Source organism: Pseudomonas sp. microsymbiont 2, from assembly GCF_054788395.1.
On sequence record NZ_CM139112.1, the window covers coordinates 4129906 to 4147458 of the forward strand.

At 64.0% G+C, this 17553-nt stretch carries 15 protein-coding genes; all 15 read right to left on the reverse strand.

Annotation, left to right across the window (positions count from 1 at the left end; all coding sequences use genetic code 11):
- Nucleotides 1-2 precede the first annotated feature (2 nt).
- The 15 genes from fliI to ACYUME_RS18585 all read right to left on the reverse strand — a co-directional run bounded on the left by fliI (nt 3) and on the right by ACYUME_RS18585 (nt 17549).
- Nucleotides 3-1358, reverse strand: coding sequence for a flagellar protein export ATPase FliI (gene fliI, locus ACYUME_RS18515; protein ID WP_279882053.1), 1356 nt, complete (start codon nt 1356-1358; stop codon nt 3-5).
- Nucleotides 1348-2121, reverse strand: a complete 774-nt coding sequence (gene fliH / locus ACYUME_RS18520) for a flagellar assembly protein FliH (RefSeq protein WP_460416209.1) — start codon at nt 2119-2121, stop codon at nt 1348-1350. Before fliH ends, fliI begins: the two co-directional genes overlap by 11 nt.
- 105 nt (nt 2122-2226) lie before the next feature.
- Nucleotides 2227-3246 (reverse strand): flagellar motor switch protein FliG, encoded by a 1020-nt coding sequence (gene fliG / locus ACYUME_RS18525; protein WP_279882059.1) that lies wholly within the window; start codon nt 3244-3246, stop codon nt 2227-2229.
- Entirely contained in the window at nt 3239-5017 is a 1779-nt protein-coding gene (fliF, locus tag ACYUME_RS18530; protein WP_460416211.1) for a flagellar basal-body MS-ring/collar protein FliF, read from the reverse strand. The genes fliG and fliF overlap by 8 nt, the downstream gene beginning before the upstream one ends.
- Before the next feature lie 16 nt (nt 5018-5033).
- Nucleotides 5034-5366 (reverse strand): flagellar hook-basal body complex protein FliE, encoded by a 333-nt coding sequence (gene fliE, locus ACYUME_RS18535; protein ID WP_279882063.1) that lies wholly within the window; start codon nt 5364-5366, stop codon nt 5034-5036.
- A gap of 106 nt (nt 5367-5472) precedes the next feature.
- Entirely contained in the window at nt 5473-6849 is a 1377-nt protein-coding gene (locus ACYUME_RS18540; protein WP_460416212.1) for a sigma-54-dependent transcriptional regulator, read from the reverse strand.
- On the reverse strand, nt 6846-8063 hold the full coding sequence (locus tag ACYUME_RS18545; protein ID WP_460416213.1) for a sensor histidine kinase: 1218 nt from the start codon (nt 8061-8063) through the stop codon (nt 6846-6848). Before ACYUME_RS18545 ends, ACYUME_RS18540 begins: the two co-directional genes overlap by 4 nt.
- 555 nt (nt 8064-8618) lie before the next feature.
- A complete protein-coding gene (gene fleQ, locus ACYUME_RS18550) occupies nt 8619-10094 on the reverse strand; it encodes a transcriptional regulator FleQ (protein ID WP_460416215.1) in 1476 nt (491 codons plus the stop codon).
- A gap of 166 nt (nt 10095-10260) precedes the next feature.
- Nucleotides 10261-10557 (reverse strand): flagellar protein FliT, encoded by a 297-nt coding sequence (locus ACYUME_RS18555; protein ID WP_279882072.1) that lies wholly within the window; start codon nt 10555-10557, stop codon nt 10261-10263.
- Nucleotides 10558-10575: 18 nt separating this feature from the next.
- Nucleotides 10576-10977, reverse strand: a complete 402-nt coding sequence (gene fliS, locus ACYUME_RS18560; RefSeq protein WP_279882075.1) for a flagellar export chaperone FliS — start codon at nt 10975-10977, stop codon at nt 10576-10578.
- A 128-nt stretch (nt 10978-11105) separates the two neighbouring features.
- Nucleotides 11106-12494 (reverse strand): flagellar filament capping protein FliD, encoded by a 1389-nt coding sequence (gene fliD / locus ACYUME_RS18565; protein ID WP_460416218.1) that lies wholly within the window; start codon nt 12492-12494, stop codon nt 11106-11108.
- A gap of 83 nt (nt 12495-12577) precedes the next feature.
- Nucleotides 12578-12928: a flagellar protein FlaG gene (locus tag ACYUME_RS18570; RefSeq protein ID WP_279882080.1), complete on the reverse strand. Its 351-nt coding sequence runs from the start codon at nt 12926-12928 to the stop codon at nt 12578-12580.
- A 75-nt stretch (nt 12929-13003) separates the two neighbouring features.
- Complete coding sequence (locus tag ACYUME_RS18575; RefSeq protein WP_460416220.1) at nt 13004-14419, reverse strand: flagellin N-terminal helical domain-containing protein; 1416 nt, start codon at nt 14417-14419, stop codon at nt 13004-13006.
- A gap of 354 nt (nt 14420-14773) precedes the next feature.
- The gene (locus ACYUME_RS18580; protein WP_460416222.1) at nt 14774-15703 is read right to left on the reverse strand and encodes a ketoacyl-ACP synthase III; all 930 of its coding nucleotides are present in this window, start codon (nt 15701-15703) and stop codon (nt 14774-14776) included.
- A 283-nt stretch (nt 15704-15986) separates the two neighbouring features.
- Nucleotides 15987-17549 (reverse strand): flagellar hook-associated protein 3, encoded by a 1563-nt coding sequence (locus ACYUME_RS18585; protein WP_279882089.1) that lies wholly within the window; start codon nt 17547-17549, stop codon nt 15987-15989.
- Nucleotides 17550-17553: the final 4 nt, after the last annotated feature.

A 17553-nucleotide genomic window follows, 5' to 3' on the forward strand; every position in this document is an offset into this window, starting at 1 on the left:
TATCAGCCCGCCGGCGGCGCGAAGATCGCGCCCAGCTGCTCACGGCTCTGGGCCATGCCGACGTTTTCATCCAGGCGCTGACGCAGGAACTCCACCAGCTTGGACTGCAGAGCGATGGCCAGGTCGGTTTCCGGATCGCCGCCGGCGACATAGGCGCCAACGCTGATCAGGTCGCGGCTCTGCGACAGGCGCGACCACAGCTGCTTGAACTTCTGCGCCTGGCGCAAGTGATCGGGATCGACCACCTGGGGCATGACCCGACTGATCGACGCCTCGATATCGATGGCCGGATAGTGCCCTTCCTCGGCCAGGCGCCGGGATAGCACGAAGTGACCATCTAGCACCCCACGCGCCGAGTCGGCAATCGGGTCCTGCTGATCGTCGCCCTCCGACAGCACGGTGTAGAACGCGGTGATCGAACCGCCTCCGGGCTCGCCGTTGCCAGCCCGCTCCACCAGCTTGGGCAGCTTGGCGAATACCGATGGCGGATAGCCACGAGTGGCCGGCGGCTCGCCGATGGCCAGGGCGATTTCCCGCTGGGCCTGGGCAAACCGGGTCAGCGAATCCATCAGCAGCAGGACATTCTTGCCCTTGTCGCGAAAGTACTCGGCGATGCGCGTGCAGTACATCGCCGCCCGCAGGCGCATCAACGGCGCATCGTCGGCGGGCGACGCCACCACCACCGAGCGCTTGAGCCCTTCCTCGCCGAGGATGTGCTCGATGAACTCCTTCACCTCGCGCCCCCGCTCGCCGATCAGCCCGACCACGATGATCTCCGCCTCGGTGAAACGGGTCATCATGCCCAGCAGCACCGACTTGCCGACACCGGTACCGGCGAACAGCCCCAGGCGCTGGCCGCGACCGACCGTGAGCAGGCCGTTGATGCTGCGAATACCGACATCCAGCGGCTGACTGATCGGATCGCGGTTGAGCGGGTTGATGATCGGGCCGTCCATCGGCACCCAGTCCTCGGCCTTCATCCCACCCTTGCCGTCCAGCGCACGACCGGCACCATCGAGCACCCTGCCGAGCATGCTCATGCCCATGGGCAGGCGACCGCTGTCGTCCAGTGGCACCACTCGGGCACCGGGCGCCAGGCCAACGATGCTGCCCACCGGCATGAGGAACACCTTGCTGCCGGCAAAGCCCATGACCTCGGCCTCGACCTGCACCGGGTGATAACTGTCGTCATTGATCACCAGGCAACGGCTGCCAACCGCCGCCCGCAGCCCTTCGGCCTCGAGGGTCAGGCCGACCATGCGCAGCAGGCGCCCCTCGACGATCGGCTGCTCCGGCAGCTTCACCGCGTCGGCGTAGCCTTGCAGGCGCTTGCCGAAACTGGTGCGGTCAAGGCGCATCGGTCGCACCTGCTGGCGGGTCGATGTCGACGTGGATATCAGCTGCGGCGGGGTGCAGGGCCTGATCGTGGGACTGGTCGAACAGTTGCGCCACGGCCTTCTCGATCCGGGTCTCCATGGTCGCGTCGATGCGGCTATGGGCTGTTTCGATGCGGCAGCCACCCGGCAGCAAGGCCTCGTCCTCGAGCAGTTTCCAGTTTTCCTCGTGGCGCTCGCGCAAGGCCTTGGCCAGCTCGAAGTCCTGCGGATTGAGGTGGATACGGATGTTGTCGGCGCCCATCGGCAGCAGTTTCAGCGCCTCGCGCAGCACATGGGTGATCTGGCTCGAGTCGCCGCGCAGCTCGCGGCCGATGACCTGGCGGGCGATGCCGGCCACCAGCAATACCAGCGCTTTCTCGATCTGGGTGTCCTGCTCGGCGATCGGCTCAAGCAGATGGCTCATGACCTGTTCGAGGCTGGTGAGCTTGGCCGCCAAGGCCACCTCGGCCTCCTGGCGCACCTTCAGCTGGGTGCTGTGGAAGCCCTCGCGCTCGCCGGTGGCGAAGCCTTCGTTGTAGGCCTCCTGGCGGATAGCCTCGAGCTCTTCGAGGGTCAGTGGCTGGACTTCCTCCAGCGGCACCTCTTCGACTTCTTGCTCGATGATTTCCGGCTCAGGTTCCGGCTCGGGCTCAGGTTCCGGGTCGAAGCTGGGCAGCGCCCACACGTCGACGCCCTCGAGGTCGCGGGCGCGGATCAGGTCGCTGGGGTGTTCGGTGGTGGACATGCTCAAAAACCTCTTTAGCTGCAAGCTTCAAGCTTCAAGCCGCAAGAAAAGGCGGCCCTCGCTCGGTCCGCTGTTTCTTGTCGCTTGCCGCTTGAGACTTGCCGCTTAAATCATTTCCTCGGCACCCTTGCCACCGAGCACGATCTCGCCGGCCTCGGCCATGCGTCGGGCAATGGTGAGGATTTCCTTCTGCGCCGTCTCCACGTCGCTGACCCGTACCGGCCCCTTGGCCTCCAGGTCGTCGCGCAGCAGTTCGGAGGCACGCTTGGACATGTTCTTGAAGATCTTGTCCTTGACCTTCTCGTCGGCGCCCTTGAGCGACACCACCAGCACGTCGGAGGACACCTCGCGCAGCAGCGCCTGGATGCCACGGTCGTCGACGTCGGCCAGGTTGTTGAAGACGAACATCAAGTCTTCGATCTGCTCGGACAGGTCGCTGTCGATCTCGCGGATCGCATCCATCAGCGCGCCTTCCACCGAGCTGTCGAGGAAGTTCATGATGTCGGCGGCGCGCTTGATGCCGCCCAGCGTGGTGCGCGCGGCGTTGGAGTTGCCCGAGAACTGCTTCTCGAGGATCTGGTTGAGTTCCTTGAGTGCCGCGGGCTGCACGGTATTGAGCGACGAGACGCGCAGGACGATGTCCAGGCGCACCTTGTGGTCGAAGTTGCTCAGCACCTCGCCGGCCTGGTCGGGGTCGAGGTAGGCGACCACGATGGCCTGGATCTGTGGGTGCTCGTAGCGGATGACATCGGCCACGGCGCGCGGCTCCATCCACTTGAGGCTGTCCAGGCCGCTGGTGTTGCCACCGAGCAGGATGCGGTCGATCAGGCCGTTGGCCTTGTCCTCGCCGAGGGCCTGGTTGAGCATCTTGCGAATGTAGCCGTCGGAGCCGACGCCCAGGCTGGTCTGGTCGCCGACGATCTCGACGAACTCGCTCATCACCTGCTCGACCTGCTCGCGATGCACGTTGCCCATCTGCGCCATGGCCACGCCGACCCGCTGCACTTCCTTGGGCCCCATGTGACGCAGGACCTGCGCGGCATCGGTCTCGCCGAGCGAGAGCAGGAGGATCGCCGCCTTGTCGACGCGGCTGAGCTTGGCGGTAAGGGCTCGATTGTCACTCATCGGCGTTGATCCACTCTTTCACGACCTGGGCCACGCGGCCCGGGTCTTCGGCCACCAGGCCCTTGATTGCGTTGAGCTGCGCCTCGTAACCCTCGCTGGGGCTTGGCAGCAGAATGCTTGTCGGGCCACCCAGGCTGACGCGGTCGTTGGCCAGTTCGCCATCCAGACCGATCATGCCGCCCAGTTCCATGTCGCTGTCCGTGGCAGCCTGCTTGCCGCCACCAGTGATGTTGTTGAGCACCGGACGCAGCACACCGAACACCAGCACCAGGATGAACAGTACGCCCAGCACTTGCTTGACGATGTCCCAGAACCACGGCTGCGAGTAGAACGGAATGTCGGCCAGCTCGTCGCCCCGGTCGGCGGCGAACGGCACGTTGATCACGGTGACACTGTCGCCACGGCTGGCATCGAAGCCCACCGCGTCCTGGACCAGACGGGTAAAGCGCGCCAGATCCTCGGCGCCCCAGGGGGCCCGGGTCGTCTCGCCGGTGGCTGCGTCGAGCTTGACCTGGTCGTCCACCACCACGGCGACCGACAGGCGAGTCAGGCGCCCCTGCTGTTGGCGGGTATGACTGATGGAGCGGTCCAGCTCGAAGTTCTTGGTGCTCTGCTGACGCTTGTCGCTCGGATACGGCGCCAGCATCGGCTGGCCTGTGGCCGGGTCCATGATCTGCTGGCCGTTGGCATCGAGCAGCGGCTGGCCTGGCTGGATGGCGCCAGCCGGCGTGGCGGCGGCACGGGCGTTTTCAGGCGCGGCGGCACCGGCCGGCGGCTGGTTGCTCAGCGCGCCGGGAACCCCCTGTGGGCCGCTGCTGCTGGCACGCTGTTCGTTGACCGACTGCTCGCTGCGCAGCGCCGGCTGGTCGGGATTGAACTGCTCGGAGGTGGACTCCACGGCGCTGAAGTCGACGTCGGCCGACACCTCGGCCTTGTAGCGGTCGTTGCCCAGCACCGGCTGCAGGATATTGTGCACGCGCTGGGTGAGCATGCCTTCCATGCGACGGCTGTAGTCGAACTGCTTGCCGGCCATGGTCAGGGCGGTGTCCTGCAGCTGATCGGACAGCAGATTGCCCTTCTGGTCGACCACGGTCACCTGGGACTTGTCCAGCTCCGGGACGCTGGTGGCCACCAGGTTGACGATGGCCATGACCTGGCCGGCTTCCAGGCTGCGGCCCGGGTACAGTTCGACCAGCACCGAGGCGCTGGGCTTGCGCTCGTCGCGCACGAACACCGAGCTTTTCGGGATCGCCAGGTGCACGCGGGCGGCCTTGACGTTGTTCAGGCTCGACACGGTGCGCGCCAGTTCGCCTTCCAGGCCGCGGCGGTAGCGGGTGGCTTCCATGAACTGGCTGGTGCCCAGGCCCTGGTCCTTGTCCAGCAGTTCGAAACCGACGTTGCCATCGCTCGGCGCCACGCCGGCGGCCGCCAGCTTCAGGCGCGCGCGGGAGAGGTCGTCGGCCTTGACCAGCAGGGCGCCGGAGTTCGGCTCCACGCGATAGGGAATATCGGCCGCGGTCAGCGCGTCCACCACTTGCTTGGTGTCCATGCCTGCCAGGCTGCCGTACAACGGCCGGTAGTCGGGTTGCTGCGACCAGAGCACCACGGCGAAGCCGATGGCCACGCTGGCGGCCAGACCGACCAGCAGGCCGACCTGACGCAGCATGGGCATCTGCGAAATGTTTTCCAGGAACGCCATGCCGAACAGCGGCGGCTTGGCGGCTGGCGGGCCACTCTTGGCGGGGGCGTTATCGACGACTGCTTCGGCCATGACTCAACTCTCGCCCTTAAACCGGCATCTGCATGATGTCCTGGTACGCCTGTACCAGCTTGTTGCGCACCTGGGTCAGGGCCTGGAACGACACCGAGGCTTTCTGCGAGGCGATCATCACATCGGTCAGGTCGACGCCGCTCTTGCCGATCTCGAAGGCGTTGGCCAGCTGACTGGACGCCTGCTGCGTCTCGTGCACCTTGCCGATGGCCTGGCCGAGCATGTCGGCGAAGCTGCTCTGCCCTGGCGCCAGCTCGGGCGCGGCAGCCAGCTTGGGCTGGGACATGGCCTCGGCCTGCATGGCCCGCATGTCCAGCATCAGACGATTGAATTCAACACCTTGGGTCATGGACTTCTCTCTCCGGCGGCCGCATTTTTTTGACACTCATGCGGCGGATAGGCTGGAGCTAGCAAGAGAAGTGCCAGCCAGCCCGACAAACATTCACAAGGGTGTGTCAGCCAAACAGGCTGGCTTCCACATCGAGCCCGGCGTCGCGCATCTGCGCAAGCTTGTAGCGCAGGGTACGCGGGCTGATGCCAAGGCGTTCGGCGGCTTCCTTGCGCCGCCCACGCTCGGCGCGCAGGGTGTCGATGATCATCTGGAACTCGTGGCGACGCATGTCATCGCCCAGGCCTCCGGCTTCAGCGACCGCGCCCAACACTGATGGCTCAGTGATGGCCACGCTCGGTACCGACAAGGGAATGGCGCCCGCCAGACAGAAATCCGCCGCTTCGATCACGCCGCCCTGCTGCAGGATCAGCGCCCGCTGCAGGGCGTTATCCAGCTCGCGCACGTTGCCGGGCCAGGCATGGGCCAGCAGGCAGGCGCGCGCATCGGCGGACAGCCGGACCTGCGCATGGCGCATCTTCGCCACATGGCGCGCCAGCAGGCGCTCGGCTAGCGGCAGGATATCGGCGGGACGCTCGCGCAAGGCACGCCACGCCATGGGGAACACCGAAAGACGGTAGTACAGGTCTTCGCGGAAACGCCCCGCGGCCACCTCGGCCGCGAGGTCGCGGTTGGTGGTGGCGAGCACGCGGATATCCAGGGCGACCGGCTTGCGCCCACCGACACGCTCCACTTCGCGCTCCTGCAACACACGCAGCAGCTTGGCCTGAAGACCCAGCGGCATTTCGGAAATCTCATCCAGCAGCAAGGTACCGCCGTCCGCCTGCTCGAACTTGCCCGCCTGGGCGGCGATGGCGCCGGTGAAGGCGCCCTTTTCGTGGCCGAACAGCGTTGCCTCGAGCATGTTGTCGGGGATCGCCGCGCAGTTGATCGCGACGAACGCCTGCTCGGCCCGCGGCGATTGTTGGTGGATATAGCGCGCCAGCACTTCCTTGCCAGTCCCCGACTCTCCGGAAATGAGCACGGTGGAGTCGCTGCGCGCGACCCGTGCCGCCAGTTCGAGCAGCTGCCGGCTGGCCGGCTCGCAGGCAACCGGCCCCTCATCCTCGGCCAGCGCGCCACTGCCGGCGCCATGACGCGCCACCAGGCTGAGCAGGGCCTTGGGCTCGAACGGCTTGACCAGGTAATCGACGGCTCCCTGGCGCATGGCGTCCACCGCCCGCTCGACCGCCGCGTGCGCGGTCATCAGCAACACGGGCAACTGGGGATGCTGACGACGCAACTGGCCAAGCAGTTGGTGACCATCCATGCCCGGCATATTCACGTCACTGACCACCAGGCCGAATGCCTCCTCGGTCACCGCGTGCAGCGCCTCCTCGGCGCTGGCGACGGCACGGTGGGCGAAACCGCCGATCTCCAGGGTATCGGCCAGCGCCTGGCGCAGCACGCGATCATCCTCGACCAACAGCACCTTGACGCTCATCGCTCGCCCTCCCCCGCACCGCCGATCAGCGGCAGCACCACCGTCACGCAGGTACCACGCCCGACCTTCGAACGCACGCGCAACGTGCCCCGGTGCGCGCGCACCACCGCCTGCACCACGGCCAATCCCAGGCCCGTGCCCGTGGCCTTGGTGGTGAGGAAAGGTTCACCCAGGCGCGCCAGCAACTGCGCGTCGATGCCGCTACCGGCGTCGCTGACACACAGATGCAAGGCATCCCCACGGCGCAGCAGGTGAACTTTCAGACGCGCCGACTCGCCACTGGCCTGCAAGGCGTTCTCGACAAGGTTGAGCAACGCCCCCACCAGGGTGTCGCGATTGCACAGCAGCTCACCCAGGTGCGTGTCGCACTGCCAGCGCACCGCGTGCCCCTGGACGTGCGCCTGGGCCGCCTGCTGCAACGCCTGGAACAACGCCTTGGGGGTGATCCGGTCATTGAGCGGCAACTCGCCACGGGCGAACACCAGCATGTCGCGAACCTGGTGCTCAAGCTCGTGCAGTCGCTCCTTGAGGTTGCCGGCGAAGCGCTGCCGGGTTTGCTCGGGCAATGCCTGCGCGGAATCGGCCAGGTGGCTGGCATAGAGCATGGCGGCCGACAGCGGCGTACGAATCTGGTGGGCCAGCGAGGCGACCATGCGCCCCAGCGAAGACAGCCGCTCGTGCCGCGCCAGCTGGTCCTGCAGGCGCCGGGTTTCGGTCAGGTCGTTGAGCAGTACCAACTGGCCAGGTTCCGCGTCCAGGGAGCAGGTGGCGATCGACAGGCGCCGCCCGTCGCGCAGGGAGACCTCATGGCCGTCGTCCTCGCGTGGCGCGAAGCTGCGGGCGATCACCTGACGCCAGAGCAGCCCGACCAGCGGCTCGCCAAGCAGCTGGCAGGCCGCCGGGTTGGCCTCGCGCACATAGCCCTCGACATCGATCACGATCACCCCGCCTGGCAGCAGGTCCAGCAGGTTCTGCAGGCGGTTGGCCAGGCGCTCCTTCTCGTCCAGCTCGGCCATGCGCTGGGCACTGACCACCGCCAGCTCGCCCTTGAGCTCGCTGACGCGGGCCTCGAGCATGTTGTAGGACTGGCTGAGCTGGGAGGAAACCTGATCGAACAGGGCGAACGCCTGCTCAAGACCCTGCCGGCTTTCCTGCTCGAGCGGGACGTGCGCGCGCGGATCGGGGGCATGGGAACTGTGGGCGGCCTGGGGCATCGTGCTCTCTCGCATGGCTGACCGTCATAAAAACGGTATGTTGCCAGCGGTGTAGCAATAGCCGTGCCGGAGATGGGGGTTTAAAGCCATGCCCTTCTCAAGGACCTTGGGGCAAGGGCTCTTGATCGGGTAGGGCCTCGAGGTGTCCGCCGACAGTATTTTTGCGCCTATCAGATCGAGCGCCGCCCGCGCGGCGCATCGCGACGCAAGACCGCTCCTACATTTGTTTCGGGCCAATGAGTCCTGTGAAAGTACCGCTGCCCGCCTTGGCGCATGCCTTGAGTCATGTGGGGCGGCAGCAACGCCCACGCTGGAATTGTGTCGAGCCAACAAGGCGGACCAGGTAATGGCACAGGAGAGACTGGCCCGAAACAAATGTAGGAGCGGCCTTGCGTCGCGATGCGCCGCGCGGGCGGCGCTCGATCTGATAGGCGCTGCAACTCTAACGGCGAACACCTTGAAAGGAACGGGCCTTACAACGTCATCGCCGGCAGGCCCGACCACAGCATGTATCTGCGGTACGGACCTGCCGGCGCTGTGAAGTTGCCCAGGCAGTCAGTCGTCAGCCTGCTCGTCGCCGCCCTGGCGACTCATGCCGTACTTGCGCATCTTCTCCACCAAGGTGGTGCGGCGGATGCGCAGGCGCTCGGCGGCACGGGCGACGATGCCATTGGCATCGTCCAGCGCCTGCTGGATCAAGCCCTGCTCCAGGCTACCGAGGTAGTCCTTCAGGTCCAGGCCTTCCGGCGGCAGCATGGCGTGGCTGGCGAAGTTCGGCGCATGCCCGTTGATCGCCACGCGCTCCTCGAGGTCGGAGCGCAGGCTGTCGACCAGCTGCTCGTCCTCATCGTCCACGTAGCGGAACTTCTTCGGCAGCTCCGCCACGCCGATCACCCCGTAGGGATGCATGATCGCCATGCGCTCCACCAGGTTGGCCAGCTCACGGACGTTGCCCGGCCAGCCATGCCGGCACAGCGACATGATCGACGCCGAATTGAAGCGGATCGAACCGCGCTTCTCGTGCTCCATGCGCGAGATCAGCTCGTTCATCAGCAGCGGGATGTCCTCGACGCGCTCGCGCAGCGGGGCCATCTCGATGGGGAAGACATTGAGCCGATAGTAGAGGTCTTCGCGGAAGGTGCCTTCCTCGATCATGCTCTCCAGGTTCTTGTGCGTCGCAGCGATGATGCGCACATCAATGCTCTGGGTCTTGTTGCTGCCGACCCGCTCGAAGGTGCGCTCCTGCAGCACGCGCAGCAGCTTGACCTGCATCGGCAACGGCATGTCGCCGATCTCGTCGAGGAACAGGGTGCCGCCGTTGGCCAGTTCGAAACGCCCGGCACGGCTGGTGATCGCGCCGGTGAACGCGCCCTTCTCGTGACCGAACAGCTCGCTCTCGAGCAGCTCCGCCGGAATGGCGCCACAGTTGACCGGCACGAACGGCGCCTCGCGACGCTTGGAGTGGTAGTGCAGGTTGCGCGCCACCACTTCCTTGCCGGTGCCCGACTCACCCAGGATCAGCACGCTGGCGTCGGTATCGGCCACCTGCTGCATCATCTGCCGCACATGCTGGATGGCACGGCTGGTGCCCACCAGGCTGCGGAACAGGTTGGGCTCGCGCTGGCGACCGCGCTCGCGGGCCTGGTCATACATCTCGCGGTAGACCTGGGCACGGTGCAGCGAATCGAGCAGCTGGCTGTAGCTCGGCGGCATCTCGAGGTTGGAGAGCACACGGCGACGCAGGTCCTCGGGGAACTCCGCGGAAGAAATTTCACCCAGAAGCAGCACCGGAAGGAACTCGTCCCACCCAGCCACTGTCTTAAGCAGCCCCAGCACACTGGCCGGAGCATTCACAGTCCCGATCAGGACGCACAGCACTTCACGGCTGGAAGGCAAACCTTCGACCACCTGCTGCCAGTCCTGGCTGGAGCAAGAAAGGTTTTCTTCGCCGAGAAAATTCAGGACCACCGCCAGATCGCGGCGGCGTTCGCTGTCGTCATCGATCAGGAGAATCTTGGTTTCACGCCACATGCAATAGCAACTTCCCTAGTCATATCGGCGCCCGGAGGGCGTGCACGACATCATTCCGACTGAATGGTCAGTGTTCGGACGTCTGAATTTCGAAAACAGCCACTAGTTAAGTCAAAAAGGCCTGCACAGTCAAATTTATGGCGCCTTTTGCTCAGTGCGGTGCATCTTAACTGAACAAATGGTAAACCTTCGAAGCATTCTTTGCTTGATTGATCTGGGTCATCTCATCGGCAATTGCCTGGCGCTCGCCGGTGGTCACGCTGACCAGCTCGCCGTACAGCGCCAGCAAGCCTTCCAGACGCTCGCGAACCAGCGCTTCGTCCAGCGTCGGGGCATTGACCATGGCATCGATGCAGCCACGGCAGGTTTCGTCGAGCCGGCCGATGGCCTCCCAGTCGCGCGCGCCCAGCGCCTCGAGCAGCGCGTCGCGGGTTTCGTCGAATCGTTGCAGCTCGCTGTTCACCTTGCTCTCCTTGCCGGCTCAGCCGGGCTGCTGCGCTTCGGCGATCGCGTCCCAGCCGCTCTTGACGGTGATCAGCAACTGGGCGACCTCGTCGATGATCGCCGGGTCGTTGTCGATGTTGGCCTGCATCAGACGGTTGGTCATGTAGGCGTAGAGACTCGACAGCTGCTCGATGTAGGCCGGGTCTGCGCTCTTCTGCGCATCGAGACCGTCGTTCAGGCCGATGATGATATCGATGGCCTTGCCCAGCATCAGGCCTTTCTCGGCGATGTCGCCACGGGCCAGCGCACCTTTGGCCTGGGCCATGCGATCGAGCCCACCCTCCATCAGCATCTGCACCAGACGATGGGGCGTTGCTTCGGAAATCTGGGCATGGGAATTGACCTTCTGGTACTGACGAAGGGCTCTCATGGGGTTCATCTTGCGACCTCGTGACGGGCAAAAACGGAAGGTTCGATAGTCCCTGTATCGGGCCGGAGGCAAAAAACTTTACCGGTCGATGACATGAAGCCGGGCATGATGCCCGGACTTCACGCGGCGTTCACGGATTATTTGTCGCTCTTGGCGTTGTTCAGCGCGTTGAGCGTGCCCAGCACGTTGTTCTGCTGCTGACGCAGCTGGGTGACCAGGGTGTCCATGCTGTTGTACTTGTCCTGCAGGCTGATGCGCAGGGCTTCCATGCGGGTATCCAGGGTGTCCTGCTCGGTCTTGAGCTTGGTCAGGCTCTCGGACAGGGCCTTGGAGCGTTCGGCGAGGGTGCCGGTGGAAGCCTTGGCATACGGCTCGGTCGCAGTCTGCAGACGCGCCAGCAGGCCATCCTTGCCGTTGAAGATACTGGTCAGGTCAGCTGCGTTGGTGGCGGCCGCCTTGTCCCACTTCTTGTCGTCCAGGGTCAACAGGCCACCGTCCTGGGAAGTGCTGACGCCGAATGCGGCGAGCGACTTCAACGTGCCATTGCCGGACAGCGCGTTCATCTCTTCGCGGATCGAGGACATCAAGGCACGCATCGAGGCATCACCGGTGAGCGCCGCCGGCGTCATGGAGCCATCGGCGTTCTTGGTCACTCGGGTTTCGGCGTTGACGACCTTCATCAGCGCGTTGTAGGTATCGATGAACCCCTTCAGGCCCGACTTCAGCGCGGTGGTGCTGGTGGTCAGCGACAGCGTGGTCTTGACGAGGTCGTTGCTGTCCTTTTCCTTGGCGGAAACCCCGACCAGCTTGATGTTCAAGCCACTGACCGCATCACTGATGTCGTTGCTCTTGGACTCCATGGAGATGCCATCGAGCGTGTACTTGGCATTCTGAGGCTTCTCCACGACGGTGTAGCCAGTATCAATGCCGGAGTTACCCGACAAGGTGATATCGGACCCCACGCCCATCTTGTTGGATGTGATCACCAGACGCGAACCCGAGGCGTCGGTCAGAACGTTGGCGCTCAGCCCCGCAGTCCCGAACTGGCTGTTGATCGCCTCACGCACCTGCTGCAACGTGGCCCCTGGGGGAATGCTCACGTCATGGGCCTTGCCATTCTGGGTGATGGTCAACGTGGTCGCGGAAGTACCGGCATTGACCACGCTATTCGCCCCACCGGCGTATACCTTGGTGGAGAGCTTGGACGCCGACGCCAGTTGCTCCACCTGCAGGGCGAACGAACCATTGGCTGCCCCGGCCCCGGCGGTGATGGTCGCAACCTTTTCATCCGAGGATTTCAGGGCCAGACCGCCGAAGCTGTTGTCGTTGGTCATGCTGGTCAAGGCGCCACGGAAGGCATCCAACGCCGCCTGGATCTTGCCGATAGAGGACAACGTGGTGGTTGCCTTCAGTGTCTGGGTATTGATCTGTGCCTGCTTCGGCGCCTTCTGCGCGTCCACCAGGGACTTCACAATCGCCTGGGTATCGATGCCCGATCCGATACCGCTGACTGTTGTACCTGCCATCATTGCTCTCCTTGTTCAGTAGCCGCCGGGTCCTTGACGAATACGTTCATCAAATGCCCGACAGCAACAAAAATCATGCCAGCCTAGGCCTTGCCGTCGAACAGCAGGCTGCCGGCTTCGCTGAGGCTTTGTGCAAGCTTCAACGCGGTTTCCGACGGGATCTGGCGGATCACGTCACCGGACTCGGTGGCGATCACCTTGACCACGACCTGGCCGGTGGAATCATCGATGGAGAAATCCAGCTTGCGCTGGCTCGACTGGACGAAATCGCGGATCTCGCCAACCGCCTTCTCCAGGTCCTCGCGCGTGTGCGCCTGATCGTCAGGGGCCGCGGCCTCCTGCACCTTGGCAGGCACGACCGGATCCTTGGCGACCGACACCGCCTGCGGCGCCATCGAGGGGTATACCTGGTTCAGCTTGACACTCATGTCCATGCTTGGAACTCCTCATGTCAAAAAGGTGAAAGGGCACGTAAACGCGCCCTTCCACCTTTCACTCAGGCGCCTGAATTACTGGAGCAGTTTCAGGACCGAGGATGGCAGCTGGTTGGCCTGCGACAGGATCGCAGTCGAAGCCTGCTGCAGGGTCTGCTGCTTGGTCAGCTCTGCGGTTTCCGAAGCGAAGTCCACGTCCTGCACGGTGGAGCGGGCAGCGGTGGAGTTCTTCTGGATGTTCTGCAGGTTGTCGACGGTGGTGGTCAGACGGTTCTGGGTAGCACCCAGGCCCGAACGGACGCTGTCGATGGAACCGATGGCCTTGTCGATAACGGCCAGGGCGTTTTGAGCCTTGGTGGCGTCGGTGACGTCAGTTTGGGCAACAGAAGTCTTAACCGAAGTGGTGGAAGTACCGAAGATCTCAGCTACGCCCGCACCAGTCAGCGAGTAGCCTTTGGCCGAGTCCAGGGAGACTGCACCGGTCGCAACCAAGGTATCGGCAACGACAGCATCGGTGCTATAGGTGCCATCAGCACCCTTGCTCGCGACCTGGACAGATCCACCATTAGTAACACCGGAGAACTGAACGTTCTCGCCGGTATCCGACTTGATCGACAGGGCGCGGTTGGTCTCGTCGTAGTTGACGCTGATGCCCAGTTTGGCAGCGTTGGACTTCAACTGATCAGCCAGGTTGGCAGTGCTGGTTACACCAACAAAGTTCACGCTCTGGGTACCTACCTTCATAGTGAAGGTAGCAGGGGTAGCAGCAGCAGCGGTGTCATCGACAGTGAAGCGAACGTCGGTGCTGGCCGAGGCGGTCAGGCCACCGATCAGACCGTTCAGGCCCTTGGCGATATCCTTGGCGGAAGCGCCAGCAGCAACGGTGTAAGACTTGCTTTCGCCGTTACCGGTGACATCGATGGCACCGCCAGTCAGGCCGGTCAGCTTAGGAGCAGCAGTGATGCTCTTGATCTGCTGGGAACCGATGTTGCTGGCAGCAACGTTTTCCAGGCTCAGGTTGATGGTTTCGTTGGCGTTGGCGCCGACCTGGATGGCCTTGGTACCGTAGGAGCCGTCCAGCAGTTTCTGGCCACCGAAGGTAGTGGTTTGCGCAATACGGTTCAGCTCGGAAGTCAGAGCCTGGTATTCGTCGTTGTTCGACTTACGGTCGTCGGCGCTCAGGGAGCCAGTGGCCGAGGACAGGGCCAGGGTACGCATTTTCTGCAGGATGTCGGTCGAAGCCTGCATCGCGCCTTCGGCGGTCTGGGCGATCGAGATACCGTCGTTGGCGTTCTTGACTGCCTGGCCCAGGCCGTTGATCTGGCTGGTCAGACGGTTGGCGATCTGCAGGCCGGCAGCGTCGTCTTTGGCGCTGTTGATGCGCAGGCCGGAAGACAGGCGCTGCATGGAAGTAGTCTGGGCGTTGCTGGCCTTGTTCAGGTTGACCTGAGTAGTAACCGAAGCAATGTTGGTGTTTACAGTTAAAGCCATGACGAAATCCTCGTTGGATGGGTGCTGCGGCTTCCGGCCCTGGCATCCGCCGGGTATGGCCTAGAGAACCTTCGTAATGGTTATCGTCGTTTGCGTGGGTTGCTTGAGGGCATTTTCGAAAAAAAAATGCCATCACCCCGCCACCCCCACGAAATCAGGGGGTTATCGATGCAAGGGCGGCCCGCCCCTCCTCCCGGATCTTGAATGCGACAGGGCACCCCTGGGAGGGGGCTTGCCCGCGAACGCCACTCCAGCCACGACAGCGCGACCCAAAGGGCTGAGCGATCTGCAAATCCCAGGCATAAAAAAACGCCTGGCGGGCTGCGCCAGGCGTTCTTTCGATCAGGCTCGTGGTCAGTCGCGATACAGGATTGCCGAGCCCCACGACAGCCCCACGCCGAAGCCGCTGATGGCCACGCGCTTCCAGCTGCTGTCGAACATATGCTTCTGCAGCAGCAGCGGCACGCTGGAGGAGACGGTATTGCCAGTCTCGAGCATGTCCTTGACGAACTTCTCCGGGTGCTGCTCCTCGAAACGGCGAGCCACGGCGTCGACGATGGCCGCACTGCCCTGGTGGATGCAGAAGGCGTCGATATCCGACGACTGCAGGCCACTGGCTTCGAGCAGCTCGTGCAAGTGCGCCGGCACCTTGACCAGGGCGAAGTTGAACACCTGGCGACCGTTCATGAAGAAGGTGCCATCGCTGACCTTCAGGTGCTCGGCACCCGAGCCGTCGGTGCCGAAACGCGCCTCGCCCAACTGCCATACCGCGTCCTCGCCCATCCAGGTGGCCGTGGCGGCGTCACCGAACAGCATGGTGGTGTTGCGGTCTTCCGGGTCGACGATCTTCGAGTACGGGTCGGCGGTGATCAGCAGGCCATTCTTCAACCCCGCCGCCTGCATGAAGCCCTTGATCGCGTACAGGCCATACACATAGCCGGAGCAGCCCAGCGACACGTCGAAGGCCGCCACGCGCGTGGACAGCCCCAGCTTGTTCTGGACGATGGCCGCGGTGTGCGGCAGGCCCTCTTCGTCACCGTTCTGGGTGACCACGATCAGCACGTCGATCGATTGCGGATCGAGCTCGGGGTTGTTGGCGAACAACGCCCGCGCCGCCTCGACGCACAGGTCGGAAGTCTCTTGCTCCTCGGCCTTGCGCGGCAGGAAGGAGGCGCCGATCTTGCCGAACATGAACTCTTCGTCCTTGCCGAACTTCGCACCCTGGACGTAGTTGTCCAGGCCAGCGGTGGGCACGTAACTCGCGATGCTTTTGATGCCAATCATTCTGGCTTCCCAATGAAAACAGCCAAAGACCGCCGCTCGATGAATTGAGGGCGCCAACTACCGGGTCAAGGCCACTGCGACCCTGGACAGGCCGACATCAGGCCCGTCACGTCCACACCGGTAACAAAATGCTGCAACAGCTGCCGCATAGAATACAGGGAAGATGCGCGTTTTGACCCATTGGTCACACTCATTTATCGCGAAAGCCGTCGCAGGCACGCGCAGCGGACATGAAAAAGCCCCGGTAGCGCAGTGCTGACCGGGGCTTTTCAGACGCAGGGGATCAGAGCTTGTTGAACAGGCTCAGCTGCGAAATGCGCGAGAACGCCAGTTGCGAGGCCTCGAGCATGGCCTGCTGCAGGGTCAGCATGATCGAGGCATCGGCCATGTCGGTGTTGCCGATGGCGTCCTGGGTGATCTTGTTGGCCGTGGTCAGGCTGGTGTTTTCCTGGCGCTGGATGTCGAGCGAGTTGCCCCGCGCACCGATCGAGCCACGGGTGATGTCCACCTGCTCGCGCGCGCTGCTCAGGTTGGCGATGGCCGAGGCGACCGCGTTCTTGATCGCCAGGTTGTTGCCTTCGGTGCCGGGCGGCGCATCCAGGGCGGCACGCAGCTGGCCGAGCGTCTCCAGCACGTTCTGGTTCTGGTGGTTGTTGGCGGCCACCGAGAACTGGTCACCGGCCTGCGGCGCACCCGATACCTGGTAGGTGACACCCGCCACGGTCAGGGCCGGCGCGGTGAAGGTGCCACTGGCCACCGGCTTGCTGTCGGCGGTCAACGGCTGGGCATAGAACTCGTAGGTGTTGGCCCCGGTGAACTTGATCACCGCGCCATTGCTCGGGAAGGTGCTGCGGTAGGCCGCCTCGTTGGTCACGGCGCTGCCGGTGACCTGGGCACTGGACGGGTTGCCGGCGCCACGGGTGGTGGTCAGCGTGTCCGGACGCGACTGCACGGTGAATGCATGCCCCGCCACGGCGGCGTCCGGGTCATCGCCTTCCTTCAGCGACACGTTGACCTCGAACTCGACCCCACGCAGCGCGATGCGGTTGCCGCCTTCGGTCTTGCTGTCGAACTTGCCGTTGGTGGCGGTTTCGGCGGTGATGTCGTTACCGCTGGCATCGGTCACGGTGAACTGGGTGGCGCTGGTGAAGGTGATCTTGTACGGCTGGCCGGCCGTGAAGCTGTTGCTGTAGGTGTTGCTCGACGTCAGCAGGCCCGGCGACAGCGCGACGCGTCCATCGTCGACCGGCGGCGCGACCAGGGTGGATTCGGTGCGGCTCTTGTTCTTGGCCGAATCGAAAATGCTGAAGCCGGTGTCGTTGGTCGCCAGGTGCAGGGTGTCGGACACCTGCAGGCTCAGCTGGGTCTGGTCGCCGTGATAGCTGTACGTGCCGTCGGCGTTGCGCACATAGGGTGGCGACGAAGTCTTGGTGCCGCCGAACATGTAGTCGCCATTGGCATCGCGCGAGTTGAGCAGGCCGAAGATGTTGGCCTCGATCTCCTTGAGTTCGGCGCTGATGGAGGTGCGGTCGGCATCGGTGACACCGGCGCTGCCGGCGCGAATCGCCAGCTCGCTGGCGCGCTGCATGGCCTCGTTGATGGTCGACAGCACGCTCTCTTCCTGCAGCAGCGAGTTGTTCACCGTGGTCATGTTGCTGTCGTACTGCTTGAGCAGGCCCTGCTGTTGTTGCAGCAGCAGCAGGCGCGCGGCACCGACCGGATCGTCGGCGGCGGTCTGGATGCGCACGCCGCTGTCGATCTGGGTCTTGGTCTTCATCAGGTCGGCGAAGTTCTTGGTGTAGCTGCTGGCGCTCGACTCATAGAACTGAGCGGTGGAAATACGCACGATG